Origin of the sequence: Mucilaginibacter sp. SG538B, assembly GCF_013376065.1 — a bacterium.
GTDB classification, from domain to species: Bacteria; Bacteroidota; Bacteroidia; order Sphingobacteriales; family Sphingobacteriaceae; genus Mucilaginibacter; species Mucilaginibacter rubeus.
Map to the genome: position 1 here is coordinate 911263 of NZ_JABMJI010000002.1, position 25414 is coordinate 936676.

24 protein-coding genes and 1 pseudogene are annotated in these 25414 nt (G+C 42.1%); 6 read left to right on the forward strand and 19 right to left on the reverse strand.

All coding sequences use genetic code 11. From position 1 onward, the window contains the following. Nucleotides 1-214: 214 nt before the first annotated feature. The 4 genes from FHW88_RS13375 to FHW88_RS13390 all read right to left on the reverse strand — a co-directional run bounded on the left by FHW88_RS13375 (nt 215) and on the right by FHW88_RS13390 (nt 6757). On the reverse strand, nt 215-4357 hold the full coding sequence (locus FHW88_RS13375) for a hybrid sensor histidine kinase/response regulator transcription factor (protein ID WP_176625997.1): 4143 nt from the start codon (nt 4355-4357) through the stop codon (nt 215-217). Nucleotides 4358-4915: 558 nt separating this feature from the next. Next, on the reverse strand, nt 4916-5626 hold the full coding sequence (locus FHW88_RS13380) for an SDR family NAD(P)-dependent oxidoreductase (RefSeq protein WP_176625999.1): 711 nt from the start codon (nt 5624-5626) through the stop codon (nt 4916-4918). Between the two features lie 7 nt (nt 5627-5633). After that, nucleotides 5634-6347, reverse strand: a complete 714-nt coding sequence (locus tag FHW88_RS13385) for a DsbA family oxidoreductase (protein ID WP_176626001.1) — start codon at nt 6345-6347, stop codon at nt 5634-5636. Between the two features lie 35 nt (nt 6348-6382). Then, nucleotides 6383-6757, reverse strand: coding sequence for a DoxX family protein (locus tag FHW88_RS13390; RefSeq protein ID WP_090532466.1), 375 nt, complete (start codon nt 6755-6757; stop codon nt 6383-6385). Nucleotides 6758-6889: 132 nt separating this feature from the next. Between FHW88_RS13390 and FHW88_RS13395 the strand changes: the two genes are divergently transcribed. Next, nucleotides 6890-7249: a winged helix-turn-helix transcriptional regulator gene (locus FHW88_RS13395; RefSeq protein ID WP_090532468.1), complete on the forward strand. Its 360-nt coding sequence runs from the start codon at nt 6890-6892 to the stop codon at nt 7247-7249. Nucleotides 7250-8084: 835 nt separating this feature from the next. On the opposite strand, the gene FHW88_RS13400 is transcribed toward FHW88_RS13395, so the two are convergent. From FHW88_RS13400 to FHW88_RS30415, 3 genes are all read right to left on the reverse strand, one after another. Continuing rightward, nucleotides 8085-9293: an ATP-binding protein gene (locus FHW88_RS13400; protein WP_176626003.1), complete on the reverse strand. Its 1209-nt coding sequence runs from the start codon at nt 9291-9293 to the stop codon at nt 8085-8087. Between the two features lie 388 nt (nt 9294-9681). Next, nucleotides 9682-9864 (reverse strand): hypothetical protein, encoded by a 183-nt coding sequence (locus FHW88_RS13405; protein WP_176626004.1) that lies wholly within the window; start codon nt 9862-9864, stop codon nt 9682-9684. 94 nt (nt 9865-9958) lie between these two features. Next, nucleotides 9959-10081 (reverse strand): Fic family protein, encoded by a 123-nt coding sequence (locus FHW88_RS30415; RefSeq protein ID WP_176626006.1) that lies wholly within the window; start codon nt 10079-10081, stop codon nt 9959-9961. 546 nt (nt 10082-10627) lie between these two features. Here FHW88_RS30415 and FHW88_RS13415 point away from each other — a divergent pair. The 4 genes from FHW88_RS13415 (at nt 10628) to FHW88_RS13430 (ending at nt 12074) form a co-directional block, all read left to right on the forward strand. Beyond that, nucleotides 10628-10837, forward strand: a complete 210-nt coding sequence (locus FHW88_RS13415) for a hypothetical protein (protein ID WP_176626008.1) — start codon at nt 10628-10630, stop codon at nt 10835-10837. 94 nt (nt 10838-10931) lie between these two features. Then, a complete protein-coding gene (locus FHW88_RS13420) occupies nt 10932-11462 on the forward strand; it encodes a hypothetical protein (RefSeq protein ID WP_176626010.1) in 531 nt (176 codons plus the stop codon). Nucleotides 11463-11473: 11 nt separating this feature from the next. Beyond that, nucleotides 11474-11758: a multiprotein-bridging factor 1 family protein gene (locus tag FHW88_RS13425; RefSeq protein ID WP_176626012.1), complete on the forward strand. Its 285-nt coding sequence runs from the start codon at nt 11474-11476 to the stop codon at nt 11756-11758. Nucleotides 11759-11777: 19 nt separating this feature from the next. Beyond that, nucleotides 11778-12074, forward strand: coding sequence for an STAS-like domain-containing protein (locus tag FHW88_RS13430; RefSeq protein WP_176626014.1), 297 nt, complete (start codon nt 11778-11780; stop codon nt 12072-12074). 152 nt (nt 12075-12226) lie between these two features. On the opposite strand, the gene FHW88_RS13435 is transcribed toward FHW88_RS13430, so the two are convergent. From FHW88_RS13435 to FHW88_RS13450, 4 genes and pseudogenes are all read right to left on the reverse strand, one after another. Continuing rightward, entirely contained in the window at nt 12227-12664 is a 438-nt protein-coding gene (locus FHW88_RS13435; RefSeq protein ID WP_176626015.1) for a site-specific integrase, read from the reverse strand. Continuing rightward, nucleotides 12661-13341 carry a tyrosine-type recombinase/integrase gene (locus FHW88_RS13440; protein ID WP_176626017.1) on the reverse strand — a complete coding sequence of 227 codons (681 nt, stop codon included), beginning with the start codon at nt 13339-13341 and terminating at the stop codon, nt 12661-12663. The genes FHW88_RS13435 and FHW88_RS13440 overlap by 4 nt, the downstream gene beginning before the upstream one ends. Nucleotides 13342-13422: 81 nt before the next feature. Then, a pseudogene (locus FHW88_RS30420) lies at nt 13423-13647 on the reverse strand (Arm DNA-binding domain-containing protein); the annotation flags it as partial. Then, nucleotides 13644-13931 carry a helix-turn-helix domain-containing protein gene (locus FHW88_RS13450; protein ID WP_176626019.1) on the reverse strand — a complete coding sequence of 96 codons (288 nt, stop codon included), beginning with the start codon at nt 13929-13931 and terminating at the stop codon, nt 13644-13646. The pseudogene FHW88_RS30420 and the gene FHW88_RS13450, both read right to left, overlap by 4 nt. A 122-nt stretch (nt 13932-14053) precedes the next feature. Here FHW88_RS13450 and FHW88_RS13455 point away from each other — a divergent pair, with 122 nt between their 5' ends. Next, the gene (locus tag FHW88_RS13455; protein WP_176626021.1) at nt 14054-14269 is read left to right on the forward strand and encodes a helix-turn-helix domain-containing protein; all 216 of its coding nucleotides are present in this window, start codon (nt 14054-14056) and stop codon (nt 14267-14269) included. Between the two features lie 198 nt (nt 14270-14467). On the opposite strand, the gene FHW88_RS13460 is transcribed toward FHW88_RS13455, so the two are convergent. The 8 genes from FHW88_RS13460 to FHW88_RS13495 form a co-directional block, all read right to left on the reverse strand. After that, nucleotides 14468-17704: an SNF2-related protein gene (locus FHW88_RS13460; protein ID WP_176626023.1), complete on the reverse strand. Its 3237-nt coding sequence runs from the start codon at nt 17702-17704 to the stop codon at nt 14468-14470. 631 nt (nt 17705-18335) lie between these two features. Beyond that, complete coding sequence (locus FHW88_RS13465; RefSeq protein ID WP_176626025.1) at nt 18336-18755, reverse strand: TetR/AcrR family transcriptional regulator; 420 nt, start codon at nt 18753-18755, stop codon at nt 18336-18338. Nucleotides 18756-18842: 87 nt separating this feature from the next. Continuing rightward, entirely contained in the window at nt 18843-20114 is a 1272-nt protein-coding gene (locus FHW88_RS13470) for a hypothetical protein (RefSeq protein WP_176626027.1), read from the reverse strand. 44 nt (nt 20115-20158) lie between these two features. Then, nucleotides 20159-20377: a hypothetical protein gene (locus FHW88_RS13475; protein WP_176626029.1), complete on the reverse strand. Its 219-nt coding sequence runs from the start codon at nt 20375-20377 to the stop codon at nt 20159-20161. 19 nt (nt 20378-20396) lie between these two features. Then, entirely contained in the window at nt 20397-21650 is a 1254-nt protein-coding gene (locus FHW88_RS13480) for a hypothetical protein (RefSeq protein ID WP_176626031.1), read from the reverse strand. A gap of 363 nt (nt 21651-22013) precedes the next feature. Next, a complete protein-coding gene (locus tag FHW88_RS13485) occupies nt 22014-23633 on the reverse strand; it encodes a hypothetical protein (protein ID WP_176626033.1) in 1620 nt (539 codons plus the stop codon). A 35-nt stretch (nt 23634-23668) separates the two neighbouring features. Then, nucleotides 23669-24223, reverse strand: a complete 555-nt coding sequence (locus tag FHW88_RS13490; protein ID WP_176626035.1) for a hypothetical protein — start codon at nt 24221-24223, stop codon at nt 23669-23671. Beyond that, a complete protein-coding gene (locus FHW88_RS13495) occupies nt 24220-25233 on the reverse strand; it encodes a phage exclusion protein Lit family protein (RefSeq protein ID WP_176626037.1) in 1014 nt (337 codons plus the stop codon). The genes FHW88_RS13490 and FHW88_RS13495 overlap by 4 nt, the downstream gene beginning before the upstream one ends. Nucleotides 25234-25414 lie beyond the last annotated feature (181 nt).

Consider the following 25414-nt stretch of genomic DNA (forward strand, 5'->3'; position numbering starts at 1 on the left):
CATAGCTATGCCGAAGATCATCGCTTTAAAGGGATTAGGGTAGGACAAATCGCAAAATTCGTGATACATTTGTTCAATGATGCCATTATGGGTGGTTTCTGCAGTGTTGCCGAATTACTTTGCCTTGAGAGTGTGACCACCCGAATATCCGGAATGCTGCTTCCGATACATGTACCATTGTGTAAAAAGATGGCTGCGGAGGCTATAGGACGCCTTAAATTGCAGGAGTGGCCTTGTTTTTAGACATATTCCTTTTGATGATCATGTACTCCGACGGTAACATGCCGAAGCGTGTTTTAAAGATCCGCGAAAAATAACTGGGTGTGCCGAAGCCTGTAATATAGGCGATCTGAGCTACATTATAATCACTGATCTCCAGCAACTGGGCTGCTTTGTCAAGTTTGACGTTGCGGATGTACTCCACCGGGGTTTGCCCGGTAATTTCCAGAAGTTTGTAATAAAGTGACCCCCGGCTCATGCCCACATGCCGGCTCAGTTCTTCAACTGACAACCCCGGCTCACTTAATTGGTCTTCTATATATTTCATGACCGAATTTAAAAGCTTTACATCGGCCGACTCCATTTCAACCTGGGGGCTAACCATCTGTATTTGCCTGGAATATGTATCCTTTAGATTTTTGTTCAGATCAAGAAGGTTATCGATCTTGGTTTGCAGGATTTGGAAATTGAAAGGCTTCGTAAGATAGTCATTAGCGCCTGTTTTGAGGCCTTTTAACTGATGCTCTTCCCCGGTTGTTGCCGTTAATAATATTACAGGGGTATGGCAGGTGCGCTTATCGGCTTTAATTTTTTTGCTCAACTCAATCCCATCCATGTGGGGCATGTTGATATCACTGACAACCAGGTTAACATGCGCGCCAAGTGTTTTTTGCCATCCTTCTTTACCGTGGGCCGCCTCAATAATATGATAGTATTTTTTCAGGTGATCCGACAAATAACAGCGGAATTCGTCATTGTCCTCTACCAATAGTACGGTTGGCTTTAGTTCAGGGTTTTCGCTTCTGGCCTGCCTTTCTTTAGCGTTTTCTCTATCAGAAACGGGAGGTGTTTCGGAGGTACCGGCTTCCACCGCAGCGGTGAGCGGAAGCCTTACTAAAAAGCTTGTTCCCTGTCCGGCTATACTTTCCGCCTGAATGGTGCCGCCGTGAAGCTCTATAAATTCTTTGGTTATGGAAAGGCCTATGCCGGTACCCTGGTTGACTATTGCACTGCTTTGGCGCGATTGATAAAAGCGTTCAAATATTTTTTCGAGATCATCGGCCTGTATGCCAATTCCGGTATCAGTAATCTTAAGCAGCAGGCCTGTGCTCAACAACGAACTCTTTTCAGCCCGGGCGCTGACAGAAACTACCCCGCCGGCAGGGGTGAATTTAAACGCGTTAGACAACAAGTTGAAAATAACCCGCTCCAGCTTATCCGGGTCAAAGTAAGCCTGCAACTCTTCCTGTTGCACATCAACCTCCAGTGTAACCTGTTTTTTTAAAGCAAGATCCTGAAATGCTTCGCACGACTCGGTGATAAAAGACATGATCTCTCCCGCCGAAAGGCTGAGCTTCAACTTTTGTTCTTCCATTTTACGAAAGTCAAGCAACTGGTTGACCAGGTTGAGTAACCTGCGACCATTTCTATTGATCATTTTCAGATCCTCGATGTCATTCCCCGGAACAGATTTTTCAAGCAGTTTTTCGACCGGGGCCAGGATCAGCGACACCGGGGTTCGAAACTCGTGGCTTAGATCTGTTAAAAACTTTATTTTCAGCAAGTCCAGCTCATGCAAACGTTCAGCTTCCCGCCTTTCCTGTTCAATAAGCTGACTGACTTGAAGTTTCTCCTGGGCCTGCTCAAATTGCCTCCGGATTTTCTGAATACCACGTCTCCTTATGAAAAACAAAGCCGATCCTAAAATAACCACGTAAGCAATATAAGCATAAACTGTTCGCCAGAACGGCGGCAATATAGTTATCCTGATCGTCGTCACCGGGTTATTCCAGTGGTTTTCATCTTTACTGGCCATCACCTCAAAACTGTAGGTCCCGGGATCAATATTGGTATAGCTGGCTGTCCGAATATTTTGAACATAATTCCAGGCTTTATCAAAACCTTTTAGCCGATAAGCATATAAATTCTGTTTAGGAGATGTATAATCCAGTGCCACATAACCGATGGAAAAATTTTGGCCGTATTTCAAAGTGATTTCTTTTGCGGTACTGATATGCTCATGAATCGGTGACTCATTTCCAGGATTTACTATCGCATTATCAACGGTTAAATTGCTTAGAATTACCCGTCCGGGACGAGAGACAACCGGTAATCTCGATGGATTAAAAAAATTAAAGCCGTCCTGACCTCCAAAATAAAGATTGCCGTCCCTGGTTTTTATTCCTGAGCCTGAAGAAAAAGCTCCTTGCTGTACGCCGTTTTCGTTAGTAAAATTGCGGAAAACCCTTCTTTTATAATCAAACGAACTGATTCCGCGATCTGTGCTTAACCACAGGAAACCTTTATCGTCTTGCAAAATTGATTTTACGAAGGAATTAGCCAGGCCCTGATCTTCACCGTAAGAAATGAATTTTTTTTGATTTTCGTCGAAGTAGCTAATCCCCTGTTTGGTGCCAGACCAAACACTGCCGTCATTGGTTACAAATAAGTTCAGTACCACGTCGTCGGCCAGTGCCGAATTTTTTTTATTGTAATGCGTCCACTTTTGATGCTCAGTATCAAGCACTACGATTCCAGTTCCCATCGAAGCAATCCACATGCGCCCGTCCCGGCCCGGAATAATAGAAGAAATAAAACCGTTAACGGGTAAACTCCGGCTCTGGCCGCCGGCCCCGTTTTGACTTGTGAGATGTGAAAATGAATGGCTATTTTCATCATATATATCTATTCCCCGACCCAGTGTACCTATCCAAATTCTGCCACTCGCGTCGGCGTTAATACAAGTAATATCATTGCTACAAATTCCATGACCATTGCCCTCAGCTGTATATTGTACATATCTATGAGTAGCGGTGTCGATTCGGAAAAGCCCGTTATGGTAAGTTCCCGCCCACAAGTTTCCTTTCCTGTCTATATAAAGTGATGTTACGGCCAGTGAGCTTCCGCGGCGTTTCAACTTACTTTGTATATCATACGAATGCAAAAGGCCTGTCTTTTTGTCGAGCAAAGCAATACCTGCGTCGGTCCCTACAAAAATGTCACCACTGCTGCATTCCGCGAAAGCGGTTACAAGCGGCGATTTTAAACCGAGAGGATCGAAAGGGTCACTTTTCTTGTGATTGAAGAGTGCAAGATGAGGGTCGTATTTTCCGATCCCTTCGGTAAAAGTTCCAACCCAATATATACCTGCAGGATCAATAAATATGCTGCGTATGGAATTGCCTTTCAGGCTGCCCGCATTCCGGGGATCTGCGGTCAATTGCTGAAAAAACCCCAATTGAGGATCGAATAAATTGACCCCACCCTCTGTTCCGATCCAGATCTTGCCGTCTTTAGCCAGGCACATTGTGAAAATTGCGTTATTGTCCAGGCCCAGGGACGATTGATTGCCAGAACGGAAAATTTCAAAATGCCCATCATCTGTCCACTTGTTCAGCCCGTCGTACGTACCAAACCAAATGCTGCCTTTTTTATCTTCAATGATTGCTTTAACCGTGTTATTACTTAATGTGTACCTGCCCTGTTCATTGTGCGAAAACCTTTTGAAGGAATTTGACGACCATTCATACAGGTATAACCCGTAATTGGTACCAATCCACATCCGCTGTCGACTATCTTCGAACAAAGAGAGGACGACAAACGCGCCCGCGTCCTTTTTATCAGGTTCCGGAATCTTAACAGGCGTAATTCTGCCGGTTTTCGCATCAATTATCCGGAGATCTTCATAGGTGCCTACCCATAATTTGCCCTGGTGGTCCTGGCAAATAGCCCTGACTGATATGTCTGAAATTTCTGGCCAGGAACCGTCTCCCCTGAAAGGCTCGAACCGATCAAACTTGCGGTTGTAATAAGAAAGCCCCCCTCCGCTGGTACCAACCCATATCCGCCCACTTTTATCTTCAAACATTGACAAGACTTCGTTGGAAGGAATACTATTACCAGATGCGCCATGCCTGTAAATAACGAAATTACTGCCATCGAATTTATTAAGCCCATTTCCGGTTCCGAACCACATCAATCCAAACCGGTCTTTTATAATGGTATTTACGGTATTCGAAGACAATCCTTCTTTTATCGTAATAGATGTAAAGTTTATAGCAGCCTGTCCATAAATTTGAGATGGGACATACAAAAAGAGCAGGCATGTCAATATATAACAGCTTTTAAACTTAAGCATAATAAAAATATGATGAATAGTCACTCGCAGCAACCAATAAAGGCTTCAGTAATTTATTTTAATTGGTGTTGTTTTGACAAATATAACCCAGTTGATGCAAATATCATTGTTAATTTATGACTATAGGGTATTTCCAGGCTTATTCTCAAAGGTTTCGTCTTTTTATCAGGCGGCAGCGGGTCTTATTCGCCATCATTTTTGGGACATCCCAGACTGTTTAAAAACGTATGTAAAAAAAGAAAGTCCGCCGATTTCGTGCGAAACTCGGCGGATTTTGCGGAAAAGATGTGGAGATCGGATTATTCAGGGCCTCAAAAACAACTCCCAAACACGGTTTTTGGGCTCTGAGAGTAGTCTTTTATTTCCCTCATTGTGGATTTGACTGACTTTTGATTGTCTTTACTATCAACACAAAACGGTGCCCTCAAGCGCAAGGAACATAATGGCCAAGACCTCAGAAATATCCATATATTTGATCTAATCGAACGCGAAAAACTTTTATTCGATTGCATTTGCATGGATCTGCTTCAACGCTGATAATCAAACTCCGCCGCCAAATTAAGGCAACATGATTTCTGCAACATTGCGTTGGTTATAAAGATTCCAATGCGCTTCTGCCACCTCTGCTGCTGTTATCGTTGGCATTCCATCCGGAAAATCCCCTTTGTGTTTATCCTCACTTACAACCAAAGCACCAATTGACACAATACCAGCAAAAATGCTGTCCTCTTTCAGGTCCATGTTGAGCAACCGCGCATAATTTAATAAAGCGCCTGCGGCAACGCCGAAGCTGGCGGTTCTGTTTACTGGATGCTGGGCGGAGGACGCAGTAGTAAACAAGACGCTACCGTCTTTCCTTTCCAGCATTTGTGGGAGTACAACCTGCACGGCAGTTATTGCAGCGAGTACCTGGTAGTCGAGATGATATTGTTCATTTGCTATATCTATATTCCGGGCAGTCCGCATACTTTCCCAGGTGGGGGTCGGACTGAATTCCAATATATCAATTGCTCCGTAATGGTGGATAACCTCTTGCAGTGCGCGTGTCAACTGTCCCCGGTCTAATATATCGGCCTGGAAAGTTGCAGCCTCAATGCCTTTTTTTAACAGATCGTCTTTCAGCGCATTTAGTTTTTCCACATTTCTCGCAAGCAGCGCAACATTGTAGCCTTCAATTCCGAATTTTTCTGCCACGGCAAATCCTACACCCGGACCCGCACCGACAATGGCTATTGTTTTTTTCATCTTTATTCTTTTTTGTTTTTTCATTGATCAGTTAATTTGTACAGTCATTACCGGGCGCACAGGTATCACCCCGTCTAACATGGATCAGGCCGGGGTTGTCCTTCTTCCATTCAGTGTAAGCAGTTTGCAGTACTTTAAGAATTTCAGTACCGGGCTGAGCGCCAGCGATGGCATATTTGCGATCTATTACAAAGAAAGGAACCCCTTTTGCCCCCAGCCTGGATGCTTCTGCACCGTCTGCTTCCACCTGATGTTGAAAAACAGGATTGGTGAGGGCTTCTTTCACCTCTGTAGCCGTCAGGCCTATACTAATTCCAAGTTCTGTTAGAACCGCATCATCAGAAAGATTCTTGCCCTCTGTGAAATAGGCATAAAACAGGCGTTCTTCTGCTTTTTCTCCCAGTCCCTTTGTTTTTGCCATTTGGATAATACGATGCGCTTTCAGCGAGTTAGTGACAAGCATTTTATCGAAATTGTATTGCAGTCCCGCATTCTTAGCCATTATTCCTACCTGTCCGTGCATGGCAACCGAGCGCTCATAGCTGATCCCTTTCCTTGCAGCCACAAACTGGTACATGTTTTCCTGATACTGAGGCACTTCCGACATGACAGGGTCAAGCTGAAAACTCTTCCATTCCACCTCCATATTGTCCCTGTCAGGAAATTTTTCCAGGGCAGCTTCAAAGTTCCTTTTGCCGATATAGCAAAACGGGCATATCACATCGCTCCAGATCTCTATTTTCATTTTTTTGTGCTTTCTTTTTTAAACGGCATTACTATTTACAGTTTTGCGGTCACCGGATAGTTTAGTTTTCTGAAATAGTAGTAGGATACACATAGTATGGCAAACGGGATCAGCGGTGCTATACCTTTTGCGGGGCCATCAGCGAGCCAGTGCCCCAGGCTTGCGGAAAGCAGCAATATTCCGAAAGCGACATAAGCCCATTCTTTGAACATAACGGGCACGGCGGGGATGAGGATAATTATGGCGCCAACGATCTTACAGATGTCTAATTCCAGACCAAAGTAAGCCGGGAAGCCAAGTCTGTGTATGGACTCTATTAAATACGCTTTCGGGGCAAAATAGGACGGCAGCACAATCAGCGCCATGGCGATAATGATAACTATCCAATAAATTCTTTTTTCTTTCTGCATGGTTCAAATATTTACGGCACAAAATTATTTTGAAGTAACTTTATAAATGTTATCTGTTACCCTTTGGAAACCGGTTTCCTCTATGAAACTAAGCCGCTAACCATAAATCGACCATCGTAATTTTGCAGTAATATGAATACAAAAAAGCAAGCCCCGGAAATACCTGATTGTAAAGAGCAATTGATTGCGATAAAGGATACGATGATCTTATTATCGGGGAAATGGAAAATTCAGATTATCGGATGGCTTCTGCTATATGGCAAGGTGCGGTTTATGGATCTGCTGCGTGGAATAGATGGTATTGCTGCCAAAATGCTTTCTAAAGAGTTACAGGAACTGGAGCAAAATCAAATAGTAGCCCGGACCGTGATGCCTACGAAGCCGATAACGGTGGAATATGAGTTAACAGAACATGGTAAGACTTTAAGCGGAGTAATTGAAGCTATTTCGGCCTGGGGAGTTACGCATCGTAAATTCCTGTTTAAAAAATAAGCTAAACAGGAATTCTATTATGCATACTGACGCCAACTAAGTTGAAACTCTTAGGATCCTTTCTGCTTCGTCGAGCATAAGCCCATTTTGCGGCAAATACCTAAAATACGCAAGACCTCTTCATCTCTATTAATGGTTACAAAGATCAACACCGAAAGTGCTTTGTCGGTTTATCATTTAGACGCATTGATTGATTACCTTGAACAATTGACCTTAAGCGTTCCGGAGCAACCTCTTGCATGCTTTTTTCATGAAGAACTTTTTAGAAAGCTTTATCTAAGCGATTTTAGCCTGTTTTGGTGGTGAATATGACGTAATTTTTGCAAAAAAATTTCTTGAATAAGCCCCTAAACAACCTGATAAAGCACAAAAAAAGCCACTTACTGTTTTCGTAAGTGGCTGATTATCAAGGTGGAGAATATCGGAGTCGAACCGATGACCTCTTGCATGCCATCAGACACTTTTCCAATTATATGCGGTTCTACATATCAATCAATTATCTGAATATCAGTAATTTATTGATATTTATTTCTTTCAAATAATTATATTTATAACCCAATATAACTAATTTTGTGTTACCTGGGTGTTACCTAGCTAACAATCGAAAAGCTATTAAAATTGGGATTACACCATTTTTGGGAATTTATTAGGAAGTACAGGAAAGGGACAAAGACAGGGTTCGACCTTATATGGCAGCGGGTTCTGAATCCAAGTGAGAATTGCGATTATCGAATAATTTTTCGCATGTCGCCTGCACTTCAGATAATATTTTTAACATTAGCGGACAGCGTGCGCGAAAAGTAATGACTCCGAAATGGACATTTTTTCGCAGTCATTACTTTGACAAATATTGATGGGCAGGAACTACATGAACAACTTTGCCATTTTTTTCCAACCGATCGGTTTGATCAAGCGTTACGATAAAGCCTTCATCAGCATTGAAAAATGTAAGCGCTTCAACCACACCATCCAACTCACGGTTGATATTATCAGGGTTTAATTCAAAACAAACCTGAACGGCCTCCACTAATTTGCCGTTATTCGCGATAACGAAATCGCATTCATTTTTTTCAGCAAAATAATAGATCTCCCGGTGTTTTTGACGTAGATGCAGATAAACCAAATTCTCAAACTTTCTGCCATTATCTTCTGTAAAAGAACCTGAATTAACATTGATCAGCCCGGTATCTATCGCATAAACTTTCCTTGGGTTTGCAATTTGCTTTCTTAAAGAATAGCTGAATTTTTGCACAAATTGTAATAGATATGAATATTCCAGGTGTGACAAATACTCCATAACTGTACTGGTAGACCCGATCTCAAACAGCGTCTTGAGTCTATTGCCTGTAATCAACTTTGAAACATTAGAGAGCAGATAAAATGCCAGCCGTTGCAATGTTTTAACATCTCTGATGCTGTAGCGTACCGCGATGTCCCTGATCAAAATATCCTCGAATAATTGATTTAATATTTCAGGTATCCCTTGCTTTAAATATTCCGGAAAGCCGCCTAATTCTAAATAACTCAATAAGGAGGATTTATCATAAGATAAATCTTTGAAGGCGCAGAATTCGTGATAAGAAAAAGGGAAAAGCTCTTTTGTGATGTGCCGCCCGGTTAACCTAGTTCCCAACTCCCGGCTTAATAAAGAAGCATTAGAGCCTGTTATTACTAATTTATAATCTTCATCCAGCTTTTGCCTCGCGTATCTTTCCCATTCCGGTATAATTTGGATCTCGTCAAAAAAAAGCACATTACTTCCGCTAGCCTTTATAGATTCATCCAACCTGGCAAAGTCCGTAGGGCCGAATTCATAAAGCCGGGGATCTTCAAAATTAAGATATAACGCATCAGGATATCTCTCTTTGAGTAATTGAAAGAGCAGCGTACTTTTCCCGCATCTCCTTATTCCCGAAACAATTAATGCAAACGCCGATAAGTCTGGCAAAGTTGCCAGCGCATCTCTTTTCAAACCAGGATCTTTTTGAGTCAGGTTTGCTTTTTGCGTTTCGATAACTTGGTTTATGGAAGACTGAATTATCATAATAATTATTTGATACAAATATACAAAACTGTTCGTTACTAAAATACAATTTTGTTTGATGTTAAAATACAACTGTACATGATCGATAGATGGCGCAGATTTACAGTTATGAAAAAGATAAATTTTGTTAGAAAGAATTTTTAGCCCGCATTAAAAAACAATAGGCATTCGAATTATTACCAAAACGTTTTTTACTCTTCGGCAGCTACTGTATAAATTAATGATAATGAATCGGATGTTTTTTCTATCGATCCGTATCTAAACAATAATCATTTGCGACAAGATATAGTTACATTCTTATTTGCCAGGGCAATGCCCCGAAAAACTCTATTCATGAAAATTTTATTAGCCGAGGGATTCAACGTGAAAAAACGTTCTGAATTAAAGATCAAGGGATAAGAAATTTCGGTACAACCGCCTCACTGTTTTGGGATTCCTGGCGCTGACGAATTGAAACTTTACGACCGTGTACAGTCATCGATTTTAAGGTGACATGCTTCACTTGTTCAATAGGTGTCCAGCCGAGCCTTTCACCTTTAGAGCGGGTAAGCTTCTTAGGTTTTGGTGCCATAACTACAAAATTAAACAATAATAATTTTAGCGCCAAAATGAGTGTCTCTGGAAATGAAAGGCCAAGGCACAATCACAACAAGTAATTAGCTTGCTTACTGGTTGAAACGAGAAAGAACTTCGACATATTGGTAATGGCCCGGGGCCATACGGCCGTTGTGATCATCAAATGGATGGATCATCACAAACCAAAGATTTGCTATCGCTGCTTTCAACACTGCATCGGTATTTGATTCAACATTAAACCATTTCAGAAGTTAACTGTTCTGCTTTGGGTGCTTCAAAGTGAACTATTTCCTTGCCCATAGCTCCTAAAACGACTTGCATAGAGCCCGGCCCCCGGAGTGTGCCAGGCAGCCACCATGATTTTATGCATGTCCCTTATTCCTGTTGGGAATAAGGCCCCGCGTGCTAACTGAATAAACAATCCACTGATAAATCATCTGTGGATTGTTGAGTTGCATACAGCATTATTTCTACTACTGGCCTATATTCTGATCCGCTTGTACCCATACCTGCGAGTTTTATACCCAATCTCCGGGCAATGGAAGGTCTTACCTGGTCGCCATTAAGTTTTTCTCTCTATCTCGCTTGATTTGGTAACATCTAATGTCAGAGTATTTAGCACAGCGCTCTCTTTTAGCGTAAAACCAGCCGAACTTGGAGATTATGATGAATGAGGCCACACTATTTCGGCGCAAGCTTCAGATTGAGAAACAACTATTCGTTGGTATAGAATTGTTTCTCAATTAAATTATTTGCCGATGTTTGTTACTAATCATTCCATCATGAGCGACAAGAATCTAAAAAAATTGATTGATCCGGTTAAAGCAGAACTTAAGATTGTTCCCACAAAGGAAGAGGCGCTTCAATCATTTATATATGCCGGCATCAAAAACAAAAAAGGAAAGTTCACTTCGCGTTATGCTATCTTAAATAAACTTGTTAAAATTACGCCTCAAAAGGCTCGTTAAAGTATTTAATAGTAACCCGAAGTAGATTTTCCTTTTTGGAGTAGTATTGCAATACGCAATAAACCTTATCTTTAACTTTGAAATTAACTTATAAGTGAATATATTTGCATTAGAAGTATGGGATGATGAGGGCCAAAAGTGCACCTTTTATACCGTACGATGGGATGATTCGGATGAAAATGAAACCGACAGGTTCTTTGATAAATACGATGCCATACCTGAACTAAAAACAGCTACACAACAATTGTTGAGTTTCGTATTGGATAGCGTGGGTGATGATTATGGCGCGATTGATGCTTTATTTAACCGAGCTGAGAACGAAGTTACGGGGTTGCCAAATACCGGCCGTGTGACAGTAAAACAAATATTGTTTGCTTACCCAAACTTCCCGCTTCGCCTTTATGCATTAAGAATTAATAACCGAAGTGACATCGTTGTTTTGTTTAATGGCGGCATCAAATCTGCATGGACAAATCAAGAAAGTAAGGACATACACTTGAAATGGGTTGAGGCCTGCCAGTTTGCAAAACGAATTGAGGATGCTTTAAAAGATGGAGAGATAACGATTGATGAAAATAAGAGGAAAATTGTTTCAACATCTGGTGACGATGAAATTTTCCTATAAAAATTATAACAATGAGAAGTAAAGTTGCACAAAGGATACAAAATGAAACGCCGGAAGAGGTGCGTATTTTTGTACGTCAATATACAGACATCGTGGTAAGAATTAACGAGATTCTTCAAGAAAAGGGTTATACCCAAAAAGATTTGGCAACGAAAATGAATAAAAAGCCCTCTGAAATTAATAAGTGGTTAAAAGGGAATCATAACCTGACACTTAAAACGCTTGCCAAACTGGAAGCCGAATTAGGGGAGCCATTGATATATACTTCACGTGAGCATGTTCACGCACATGTTTAATAATTAATGTATAATTTGAATGATGCGGATCGAATTTTCACATATCGGCAAACAGCTTTCCACTCGCGTCGCTGGCTCCGCTATGCGTAAACAGATCATCCGTGGAATTGAAAAAAATGAAAAGATTGTATTTGATTTTTCCGGTGTGGAAATCGTCTCTAATTCTTTCGCTGACGAATGCTTCGCAAAGTTAATGATTCATTTCGACCTCCCGGTTGTAAAAAAACATACCACCTTTCAGAACGCCTCGCCTTTTATAAAGGCAGTTATCGCCAATTCTTTTAAGGAGCGGCTACAGATGATCCACTCCCATTGATTATTGGCACCACCTATGCTATCTTAAATAAACTTGTGAAAATTACTCCTCAAAAGGGTCATTAAAGGGTTTAATTGAGAAATACAGAATCACCAATTGCTCTTCGGGGCTATTGCAAACTCTTTCATTCAAAAATAAAGACATTATAAACCTCAATCAATTTCTTCTTCCGTTAGAAAGAGCTCTTGGCCAATATATTTTTTCTTTAGCGCCTTCATGTCCCTGCTGACCTTGGTATCGGTTATGCGTGCATATAACTGGGTCGTATTAATGCTCTTATGCCCAAGCATTTGTCCTACAGTTTCGATTGGAACTCCGTTAGTCAGAGTTACCGTAGTTGCAAAAGTGTGACGGGCACAATGAAAAGTCAGCCGTTTTGTCCAACCCATCAGGTTAGTTATATCTTTAAGGTAGGCATTAGCCTTTTGATTACTTATTTTAGGCAAGATAAAATCCTCATCCAGAATTCGCGGATAATCTTTATAGTGTTCAACAAGACGCAAGGCCGGGCTCAATAGGGGAACTCTTACGCGATTGTTATTTTTAGTTCTGTAGGTCTGAATCCAAAGTCCGCCATCCTCGCCTTTCAATATATCGGCCCTTTTAAGCTTAACGGTATCTGCATTCGCGGATAATTTTTATAGTGTTCAATAAGACGCAACGCCGGGCTCAATAGAGGAACTCTTACGCGATTGTTATTTTTCGTCCTGTACGTCTGAATCCAAAGCCCGCCATCTTCACCTTTTAATATATCGGCCCTTTTAAGCTTAACGGTATCGGCATAGGAAAGACCGGTGTAGCAACTAAAAAGAAACAAATCCCTTACAATATTAAGCCGGCTCTTCCTGAGCCGTTTTTTTGCAAGCTCATTAAGTTCATTGCTGGTCAGATATTCCCTATGTACTTCTTCATGTCTTACGCGGTAGGCGATGAATGGATCGCGTTTTACCCATCCGATCTCATAAGCTATTTTTATCACAGTCCTTAATTTTTTGACCATCTGTATAGCAGTATTTATCTTAACGCCGTAGTCTGTTTTAAGGTAGTATTCGAAATCACGCACAAACCGATAATCTATCTCATCCAAACGAATATCGTCAGTTTTATTTTTCAGGGCGACATACTTTTTAATAACTCTATATACCGTCTTGTATTTGGCAAGTGTTCCTGGAGTATAATCTTTCCCCAGTAGCCCGGCTATTTGATTTGTATGATAGCTCCACGCTTCTGACAGCATTTTTGGCGGATCAATTTCCTCGCCCTGCATTAACTTGCGGATATGCACTGCCTGAAATGGCTTTCCCGAAGTGTAAAGCCCAAGCCTGCAGGAATAGGCTCTTGCATAGAGCAAATCTAACCAGGCATTGGTAACACGGGTATTCTCTTTATTCCCTGTGAGTCGTTTGGTCTGAACATTCCATTCATCACGCTTGCATCTCTTGCCGGTTGACCACTCCTCGCGCTGTCCATTAACATTGAGCCGAATGTAGATGGGTAATAAATCGTTCAGCTTATTTTTAGGTTTCCTTAGAAGAAAAAGTACACTGAATGTCTGGGACTGCGCAAGCGTTATGCTTTCTTTTTCGGACTTTTTTTTTCAGCCCCGGAAAGCATTTTGTCAATGTCCTCCGCTTTGTAAAAGAAGATCTTACCTACTTTATTATGACTTATGGTTCCGGCGATCCGCATATTCTGCAAAGTGCCGGCAGATATATTTAAAAGCTTTCGCACATCTTTACTCCTAAGCCATTTCTGCTGTTGCAGGGTTTGGGCTTCCTTGAGTGGTTTTAGGATTTCGAACAGCTCGTTTTTGAAATTCTCAAGGTCCTTTTTGGTCAATAAATCGTCTGGGGTCACATTTAGATATTTAGAAAAACAGGACAAATGTAACGAAAAGTCGGACATAAAAAATGAAATTATTTAGACTTCCCAAACATATGTACATTAAACTCATAAAATAATCCAGAAAAACGTTATTCATGACAGAATTCGGTCTTTATCTTGCCAAAAAATCCGTTAATAAAGCGGAGATTTCCCGTAAGACAGGAATAGGCAAATCAAGATTAAGCGAATTAGCCATGAATCCCTCGGCAAGGTTAAGAGCAGACGAGTTGTATTTGATCGCGCTTGCAATTGATTCAGATCCGGCCGAAATTTTAAACCACTTATTTAAGGGTCTAAAACTTAAGGAATAATCTGCCATTTAACAACGCATTACGGTTCTTTTCCCAAAACTGAGCTCTTTTTGCAACAGCAGATAATGTATCTAATAATTATTCTTCGCAAATGTTAATACAAAAGTTGTTATGCATGACAACATTAAACCGAATTATCGATTAACAAAAAAAGCTGTGCGTAATTAAAACATCGCATTTACCGAAAATGTAACGGTCTTAATTGCTTAGGTCAGGTAAGCCGATGATACAGGAGGCTACCCGACTCCACATGTTGACGATTAGTGGAGCATCATTCAATATTTTTTGCAAGAGTTCATCAGTCAAGGCAACCGATTTGTCTTTGCGCAGGTCTAGCAGAGATAAGACCTTTTTGTCTTTCTTTTTTTGCGCCCGCTTTTTCTCAGCCAAAATTGGAGTGAAAATATCCAACCACTGTTGCGAGAAATGGTAATAGTCAATATTATATTCTTCGTTAACGATCCGCGGTTCGAACATTTCCAGCACCTGCCGGATCAGTTTCCTCCGTGGCAGGTCTTTTTCAGCAAGTTTAAACTGTTTCTCCAGGATAAATTTGGCAACTTCTATCGCTCTTTTCCGTTTACTGGGTAGTATATTGATTTCGTTATCCAATAATAGTTTAATATAGTGATCTAGTTCTTTTTGGACAGGCTCGGACCACTTCATTTCCCAGTGCTTGGTGCCACTAATGTGTTGCCGTAATTGCTGACAAACCTCACCAAGTTCGACCGATATTTTTTTCTCAGCATCGACGAAATACCAACGGGGCGATATGGCTTTGATTCCTTTAACCGCTAAGAAGATCCAAGGGCGTTCTGAATGACCGATACTTAATTTTACTTTTACGCTGGCATCAACATCCTTCCAGGCTTCATAAGTTTTTAAATCGATCAAGGTATCTTCACCCTCATACAGATCGTGAACACTGGTAAAAGCGTCCTTGACACCCGCCCATAAATACTCCTGGTCTTTATTTTCCTTAATGGCCTTGATCATCTCTTCTGGCTTGATCACATGGTCTAAATGCTGCCCCATGATTTCGTCCGGAATAGTGAAATTTGAGCCGATCAGGCTTTCGGTATCAAAAGAAGTTTTGATGAGGCGCTCGTCAGAACGCAAGGCAAACTCAACGCTATCCATCGGCCAGTAAACTTTGACTTTACTATGTGGGCTATCGAGTCGGTCAATGCGGCCAATGCGCTGCTCGGCGATACGCAACACGCTGGGCATATCCAAGAACATTAGAGCCGAGGCTTGCTGCAAGTTGACTCCTTCGGACATGGAATCTGAGCACAGTGCCAGGACATTCTGACTAGTCGAGCCCAAGTCGAATTTTTTGAGAATACTGGCGATAGCCGTTTTAGTGGAGGCCCCGGTAACCACATAGTGCTCGATGCCATTATCCGGGTGATAGGTTCGAATTAATTTACCCAGGAAGTCGAGTGTCAGTACCGTGCTGTCAAAAGCTAATACCAAAGCGTGTTCATTAAATAATTTAAGTAGCTCGCTGATCTTTCTTAGTTCTCGCGAGAGGCTCAGCTCGATTGACAACTTCGCTATCTGCTCATAAATATTGATCTCTTCCCGGCAAGCCTGCTGGTAGGCGGTTAGATCAGTAAGCCATTCCGGGCAAACAGACTTCAACTGATTTTTCGGCAGTGCTGTGCTGAGTTTATTGATGGTCGAGATCACATTACCGGACTTATCCTTGCCAGACTTGAACTTGTATTCTTCCAAAGCGGCATCCGTTCCTTTTAAATGCTCGAGTAAGGCTGCTTTAGAAGAACGCATCTTAGCCTGAATATTATATTTGGATAAAGCCTTAGCTGCCCGCAAACGCAAATCGATGTGATACTGTTCGTCTTTGACCTCCAAGTCATCTGGCTTCATGACACTTTGCAAATAAATCAGTCCTTTTAATTCTCCGGCAAGCCGGTTGATTTCTTGGGCAATGCGTTGATCTTCTTTGGTTTCCCCAGTCTTATAAATCTTGGGGGAATTTTCAGGGTAACGGCATTGTTTACCTTGCCGGTTAATATACAGTTCGGGTTCGCGATCGATCAGCTTATTCAATTGTGTTTTAGTCCGGCGAACGATGAATTTTTCGATATAGGTTTTAAGTGCGGCGAACTCTGGCGAATTGCTTTTAATGTGCCGCTGCCTTTTTAGCTTTTTGAAATCTTCCAGTTCTTGGTCGCCTAGGTTATCCACGCCTAGCAGTTCGATCAGCCGCATTAAATCTTTTGGCCGTTTATTGATCGGGGTAGCGGTTGCCAGAATAATATTATCTGAAGTGTGCTCTGCCACGCTCATGCTCCGGAAAGAATGCAAATTCAAGAAGTTATGAGCCTCATCTACAACCAAGATATTGGCGTTACGTATTTCCTTCACATATGTTCCGTGACTGTGTCCTTTAGTATAACTCAAAGCTCCCATAGAAATCTGGCCGCTTTGTGAGAATTCAATATCTACAAACTCCTTATGCCAGCTGTCCTTAACCAAGGGTGGGCAGATCGTGACTGCGTAAGACCTATTTCGCCGACCAGTCTCCCATAACCAATGGTACAGTACTAATTGCAAGGTACTGATCATCTTCGTCTTACCGGATCCGGTTGGATCAGCGATCAGTACACATCCCTGAGTTTGTAGAATATACATTGCCTGACCTAAACCTAAACGCTGTGATGGCCATAATTTCAAACTGTTTAGTTTATTATATAGCTCTGGAATATCATTTAGCCAGGGTTTGTCCACCAATTCGGAGATCGCGCGTGCCAGTGCCTCCTGCCAAGTCACCAGCTTGAGCAAATTTTTCAATAACTCAATAATAGTATCGTTATAGGGTTTGCCGAGCTGATAATAATTTTCCGCAATCTGTTTAATCTCCTGGTACTGTTTATGCTCTCCCGGTTGCGACAAATCATTCGCGATCCTGATATTAGCCTCATGTTGCAAGGTCAGGCCATTCTTGCTAAAATTTGCAGAACCCAGGATCGTATGTTTGTCGCCAACATAGATCTTGGCATGGAGCCCATCCGATAAACGAAAACAGATCCGGCCGCCTTTAATCAACTCAATCACTTTGATCACGACCCCACCGTTTAACAAAGAATAATGTTGACCCGCCCAATACTCCCTTACATCCTTATCGAGTTCCGCACTCTTCCAAAGCTTACGTTCCCGAAGCTCCGGCTCAAAACCCAGTACGATCCGCACATCCTTCAAGTGCCCGAACACTACTTTCCCCCCAAACAATTCAATAATATGAGCCAGAGAAGTGAACCCAGTTACCACCAAATAATTCTCGCTTTCAGCAATGTCTTCCATCACTACCTCTAGCACTGTGCGTCTATCAACAAAGTCCTTTAAATTCAACGGAAAAGCATGATTATCTGGCCATACCACCAAAGGTGGTGGCGGATTATCGAAGTCCATGACTTGCTGGATTATCGGAATATTGAGCTTAGGTCGTGACACTTTATTGGATTAGATCATTGAAGATAATGAATTATAATATTATATAATACATGTAGAACAACACTGATAAATTCGTATACAAGACTTATAATGACCAGACGATCCAGAGGGCTGTAGACCGCCAATTTGTGCCGATGTGAAATTAACTTAGCTATCAAATACTCAGTTGGTCGAGGTGTTGAGAAATTAATTGACCGCGATTCAGAACGGGGGTGATTAACAACTGAGAAACATTCACAATATCGCGAATATCTGTTACTTTGATAATGTTCAGTTATCCTTCGTTGATGTATAATAGTTATATCTTTATATCATTTTTTGAAATACACATTCCATACGTCGTTAAGCTTTGCAAGGTTCTTGAATGCAGCGACATTGATCTGGCCATGATATATTCATGCTCTCTTTTATAAATTAGATTTGCCAAGTTTCGTTACTAAGTTTGCAAGCGATGGATTTCTGCCTTTTACTTTAAATGACCAATACAGGCAGCATAAGCCCTTTTAAATTATTAGCAGAAAGAAATAAACTCGACGGAAATTGAGCCCGGTGTTTATCGAATATCTTTAAGAATCTAAAGCATCAACAGCTAGTCCAAAATGGATTCCTTCCCTGCGGTTTTGCCACAAATGTCCGGGTAACCCGTTACTCCATTAAAGCACACAATTTTTTGCATTTCCTCATGTTGACTGAAGTAACCCAGTTGGTGCGATAAAACTAATTCCATAACAGCCTGGATGTTTTCATAGGTAAGCGCAGTCATTAATGAGCCGGCATTACTGGTAGCATCTAACCAGTAATGTTTACCACAAATATATGTCTCCACTAAACTATCGAGACTACCGAAATATAAATTGATCAGCTTCCGGTTTACGCCGGTTGCATTGGCAATGTTAGATTGGTTTAATGAAATATAGCCTGAAGTTTTTATGATAGAGCCAACGGCCTCGATCAGTTTTTTTGAAAACTCTTTGTTATTGGTTGTACCGCGATAAGTATCTCTTGCCATATCAAATATGGACTTTTGATTTTTTGACATGAAAAATCAGGAGTCTGGGAATGAAAGTCAACAAGTTTTTTTCTGTTAGGTTATCTTTTAATCAAAATCTGACGGGATCGGAATGTTTTCCTGGCTGGCAATACTAATAAAAGTTTGCTTGACGCCCGGTTTTTTAATGAAAAGGTTTTGCAATTCCCGAATCAGCCATTCTGACGGGTATCCGCTTTGTGCATTCTTGCAAATAGATCTTACCGTTTCCACGCGTACAGGACAGTATTCTACCATCATTGCAATAAGGTCACACTTTTTATTTACCCATAAATACATTTTCAGATCTTCTCTGATGATGGCTTCATCAAAGACGGTATTGAAAAAGCCATTGCTTATTAATGTGGATATGTCCGTTTCATTCATCGGCAACTTGTGGTTGTTTTGCTGGTCATAGATATCGAAAAGAACTGTATTGACAGTCGTGATTTCGCCCGGAGGGATTAAGTTTTCGCGTAACAATCCGCAATAAATGGTGAAGGGATTAATGTTGATGTATTTATTGAACATTCTTTTTTTCCAGATTTCCCTGATATCTGCTGTATCGTAACCCATATGCAGTATCCGAGCCGGAAAAACATTTAGGAAACGCAGGTCCCTGTCTTCATCTTTAAGATAAACCTGCAACCCGGTAATTACCCGCTCATCAGTAAGGTTTAATATTTCGTTGAAAACAGCTGATGAGGCAGCATCGTCATACCACATCCTGCCGTCAATCACAATTTTAAGCCTCGGAAAAAATTGCGCGTATTCGTCAGTCAGGATGCTTGAAGGAATTTCCCGGATCAATGGACGGACATCTGTACCCGGAATGGTTCTTTCATCATTAAAGTGATCGGAAAATTTATTAAGCAAACCTTCCAAACCACCGTTAACAGCCATTTTAGGGACATTACTCTTGATGAAACTCCAGAAGGCTTCCGTGTAGTGCCCGTTGATTTCATTGTCCTTGTAATGCGCAGCATCGTTCCTGCGGCTTCTCCAGTATGCCAGTTGTTGTTTAATGTCTTCGGATAAACGGAAGATTTCTTTGGCGCTGGCACTGGTTCCCTGTTTAAGAGAATCAAATACTGCATTTTCCCATTTATCGTGATTGTTAATATCCCGGAGTTTGGTCTGCCATTCAGCCTCCACAAAGTCGGCGGGTAGCTTTGACCGGTTCATCCTATCTTTGATAATAGAAAGAAATCCGATATAAGTAGTCAGTAACGACGCCCGGTAAGCGCCGTTTTGATAACATATTACAGCCTCATGGAACAACTCAGCGATATTATCCGAAAAATGCTGCTCTTCGATCCACGTTTCAATGGGTAGTTTCATGGCGCAAATTTAGCAGTTCATGTTGTATCTATTTCTATCAACGGCTATGGAACCAGCTTTTTATAAATGATGACATGACTCGGATACTGAGCAGCATGGGATTCCATAGTTGCCCTCATGACATCTTCACTTACCCAGAAATAATTAAGGTCGCCGTCAGTTTCGCAATAGGCCTTGTAAATCTTCGGCCCGTCATCAATGCCTTTTGACAGTTCCATAATGTGCGATTGTTTTCTGGCTTTAATTGCTTTGAATTCTTCCATGGTGATTTGGTTTTACAGGTTATTTGAATAAACGGTTGAATGGTACTGTGGCCCTAACGCCGAATTCATTGGAATCGCCGAAATGCGGGCTTTTGCCAAGGTTGTTAAAAGCATCCCCGACGATAAGATAAGCCTCCAGATTCAGCTTTGCTGTGAGGTTTTTACTGTCTTTAAAAGAAAACAGAACACCTACGCCGGTGTCCATGTAACCGGTTTGGTTATCCGGTTTGTACAAGGTTGGGAAAAAATGGATAGCCGTATTGCCGCCATTAAACAGCCAGTAATAATTGGCATAGACGCTCCATTGCTGGTAACTTTTGATCTTACCTGGGTCCGTGTAGGCGTTGAACTTCTTTGCGGCTTTCCGTGTGGTATCCCCGGCAGCATTTTTGAAACTGGCTTCCTGGCTAATCTCCTCGGTTTGTAAAAGATCGATATTGTTATCCTTTGACCGCAGGGCACCTATACTTAACTGCCAGGCCCGGCCTTTCAGGTCGTTTTGTTTATAGGTGTTGAAAGCCAGACCCAGCTGGAAAGTGGGCAGATTGGGGTTTTGCAGCTGTTGACCAAAAGGCAGGCTCTTGTCAAAGATATAATAGTCTTTCTTTCCGGCTCCGGCGATCAGTGTGAACCAGTTAAAGGTGTAATCCATCAGCGTAAGTGCCGCCTGTATCTTGTCGTTCTTATCATTGGTCAGCTGCACCTGCTGATTCCGGTAAAGCCAGACCGCATCAACATTTGCTTTAAGGACTGACATAGAATCGATCTGATTGTTCATTTTTATTGTGCTCTTGTCAATCTTGGGAATGTCCGTTTGCAGCGTTTGATATTCTGTCGCGGCTTTATCCTTATCAGCAGCAGTGACACTCGTATCGCTGAGTTTTTTTAATGCGGATGCTGCCAGCGCTTCTTTCAGAGCCTTCTGTTGCTGGCTGACTTGAATTTGCTGTCGGAGTCCTGCAACCTTACCATCTATTGCCTTGAACTCGTCCGAATAATGCTGTATGGTGGTGTTACGGAGGATGTTATTATAAGTCATTTGCTGAACCGCATCTGACGCCTGCTGTCCGTCAGTTACTTTTTGATTGTCCCACAGCCGGAAATTCCACTCTACAGATATGCCTGCTGTGGTGTTCAACTTTGTGTCCTTGAACACAGTCGCAAAGTTTCCGTCAACAAGCGCGCCACGGGCAGTAACAGACAAAAAAGAAGATCGGGCACTGTCGGGATTTCCTAACGGGATAGTGCCTTTGAACGTCAACACGCCGTTCACCGGCTCAAGGGAAGCGTAGCTGCCGATAACACCCGCATTGTTACCGGAACCAAGCAGGGTGGAAAATGAACCATTATCGAGTTTCCGCCAGTTGATCGTGACCTTTTCGATTTTAGCTGCCTGAAAAGTAACTGGGACCGGCGATTTGGTACTATCGGTTTTTAAAATCTTTTCCTGTGCGATACCTTTCGAGACAGAACAGATTAGAATTAAACATAATGGCAGGCCAATGATTCACCTGTTGTTAAAACATAGTGATACCGGTTTCATTGTGTTGGTTATTAGGTTTTTAAATATACTAATAAACAACTTTCACAAGAAATTCAAGACTGTTTTTATTTATAAACCGGTTTTATTGGCCAGTCACAGGAAAACTGTGCTGTTTGATTTTACTTTGGTTTCAGTTTGATGCCAAGTCTTTGCATAAAATGTTTTGTAAGCAGCTCTGACCAGGCGATTTTCTATAGCCATTTTGCTGTTGATAAAAGTACTGATGGCATAAGCCCTGTAAGATCTGTGACCGATTTTCTCTTCAAGCCATTCAAAGACCGGCTGATCCTGGTCCAGGGCATTTCCGATGGCGTCAATGTCCGTTATGGTTGCCAGTTGCAGGTTAGATGCAGCCGAACCATAATGCCGATCAAGAATAGGCAGCAAACTGGAGTTAATCACAAAAATATCTTCATATCCCACCAGGGCATGAATGATTTTAGTTACCCCTTGAAAACGGGTATCGCTGATTTGCCCGTTCAGAACGCTTGCACCGAACACTGTCAATTGCTCCATAGCCTTATTTAAACTCCCTTTTTGCACCTCTGCATCGAGCTTCTGGTGGTCAAAAAAAGTTCTCGCCTCAACAGTTAACAGCGTAGTTTTGACCTCGAACAAAATGCAGGTTTTACCTTCGATAACGGCAAAATCCGGTAGTTTGGCTTTCGGTAATGGTACAAAGTCGTAGTCAAGGTCTATGAAGAACTTATTTCCTTTAGCCATTTTGAGTTGTTCACCTACATACGTGCGGTAAATTTCCCCGAAGGCGTTGCGGAAATGGTTTTGTAAGGCCTTGTTCGATTTTGCAGCATTTTCCCTTTCCTTATCACCCAACAAATAGAACATCCCGAGGCTAGCCCGGTCCAACAGGAATTTTGCTTGGGGAACAACATAGCTGTCCCGCCGGAAGTGATCAGAACGTTCTACGGCGATGGCCGGCATCTGGTTGAAAGGATCGAGAAAATAGATATCGAGCAGTTTGTTCGGTGTTTTCCAGTCTTCACCCCGTATAGCCCTGCGGTAATCTTTTACAGTGCCACTGGAAAGCTCCAGGAATTTAAGCTGGGTCTGTTTGGTGACGATGTTTTTTAAATCGGGTATTTCAACATTCATTTCGTAATCAAGTGTACCGTTCGACATCATCCAGAGCGCAGCCCCGGTTGCCATAAATCCAAATGCATCCATCTGGAAATACTCATTCATTTTTGCATCGATATCATAATTTAATTTCATACGGGAAGGAATGTCTATGAACAGCAGGTATGCCCGCCCGATAATAAATAAACGGTCTGTCTGAAGCGAAATTTGCCAAACACTCTGTCGTCCGAAGAAAACATCCCAATCCAGTGTATCACCATTTTTTACTTCCAGATCGTCCTCTAATAGATCCTGCACCATATCCAGAGCTTTCTCAAACGTACCGTTTCTGACATCCAGCACGGGTGCACCGTTCCGGTGGCCATTGGCTCCCGACAGAATCAAAAAACGGGCAAGCCGCGTGGTGTAAACGCTGATGGCTTTATAACCCGACAAATTAGGCGATGCACGGAGCAGCCAGTTATAAATTACTGGTGAAATATTTTCTTTATGCCATCCGCCGGCCTCTCTGTATTTTAAAACGGCATTGATAGCACCAGTGAGATACAGGCTTTCCGACAAGTGAAATTTCCGGAGGTATTCATAAAGCTCTTTGAGCTGATAGGTTTCTTTCATTGGATAAGGGTTCGGTATTGAGTTATAATGTGATACTACAGCGGGGATTGGGGAGAGGGAACAGCGGTGAATGTGCAGACCAGCGCCCTGCATTTATTTATTCGGTCAATCTCCATTTCAACAAACCGGTAATGTGTTTCTTCCGTAAGCTGGACCCCGGTTTCGGCGATGATAACATTCAGGTGTACCAGCCACCGTTGATCTTCGAGACCGATAGGAAACAACACAAAGCCGACAATCAGCGGGGTACTGCCTGTTTTCCGGCTGTCGCTGATGATCGACCGGATATTTTTGGTAATGGGTTTGGTTGCTGCCCGTACGCCCGCAATAGACCAGTTGGTATTAGATGTTTTTAACTCGATGCGAAACCGCTCACCTGCATAGGTTTCAAAGGCGATATCAGGCCGTCCAGGCTGGCCGTCGTCTGACCGCTCAAGCTGAATATTTTCGTACTGGTTTTGAGTAAGGTAATGCGCCAGTTCAAATTTCAGCCAGCCTTCAAACTTGGCTTTTTGCTGCATGGCAAGCCTTAATAATGATTTGTTGTCATTCAGGATGGCGCAGATACCGGTCAGTATCACTTCATTCATGGCTGCTTTCGGGATTTGATTTGTTTGATATAGTGGAAGTACAGCTCTTTTTTGGAGAGTTCACCGCCAAGTTTTTCAAAGTGATGACCGAATTGTTCATCCCATAATTCCAGCCCCATACAGGCAAATCCCCAGGACAGTTCATTGTCCACGTCGGGCAATTGTTCCAGGGCGTTGGTCAATCGGTCCTCCGCGTCGGGATGCTTTTCACCGCTGGTGGTAGCTTTGAAAAAAAACATGGACAAGATTCCGATAATAATGCCGCCGGATACCGCATATATAGAATCTTTTGTGGCGCCCTTTAACGAATTTTTGATCGCTGCATTATCGGCTTCATATTCAAATGCCTGGTAATAAGATTCAGGGGTGTTTTCGTCGATTTGATCAATGTGTAATTTAAGGTGGGTGTATTCATGTGATAAAATGAATTTTACTGCATCAGTATAAAACAGCGATGTCTGTTCCGGATAATTCCTTTCTTCTGCCAGGTATATTTCGGGATTGGGCAATTGCTCCTTATCCCATCCTGAATAAAAAGCGATCAGTGATTTTCCATAGTCGAACAATGCTCTCGCTTTTGCAATGTTCGATTCGCTTACCGGGTATTTTTCATATCCCGCAATCTTATTCATCGCCGGATAGTCGACGGTTTCAAGGTAAAGGATATAAATCGCATAGGTAATGCACCATAAATAGGATAAAAACGTTTCGTGCAACTGGATCATTCTACTTTCTTTAGCTACACGTGGTGTGTGAAACCCTGTGTCATGACGTATGGCTTCTTCCGCAAATACAAAATCTATTTTGGGATTGAGTTTTCCTTCTTCAATCTGTTTTTTGAGTTCAGTCAGAAAACCGGGATAGCTATGCCCGAACATCATCACCAGCATATTATTATTCACACGGATGGGCTGTGTGCCGGGATGTGTCTTTTCATTATACTTATTAATAGTTCCTTTTTTCTGGTACACCCAACTGTTCATCAGTTCTTTAAATTCTTCTGCCGTCATATATATTCAAATATAACTTATTTCTGTCCCGTTGCCTGCGGCTCGGGTTCTGCGCTGTATCTGTCAGGTAGGATGCCGCTGCGATCCATTAGGTGCACCCTTAATTTTCACTGTCGTTCAAAACAAGTGCTTTTCTGGCGCAACAGCACCGGCGTTCAGGATTTGCCCTGAATACCTCCGT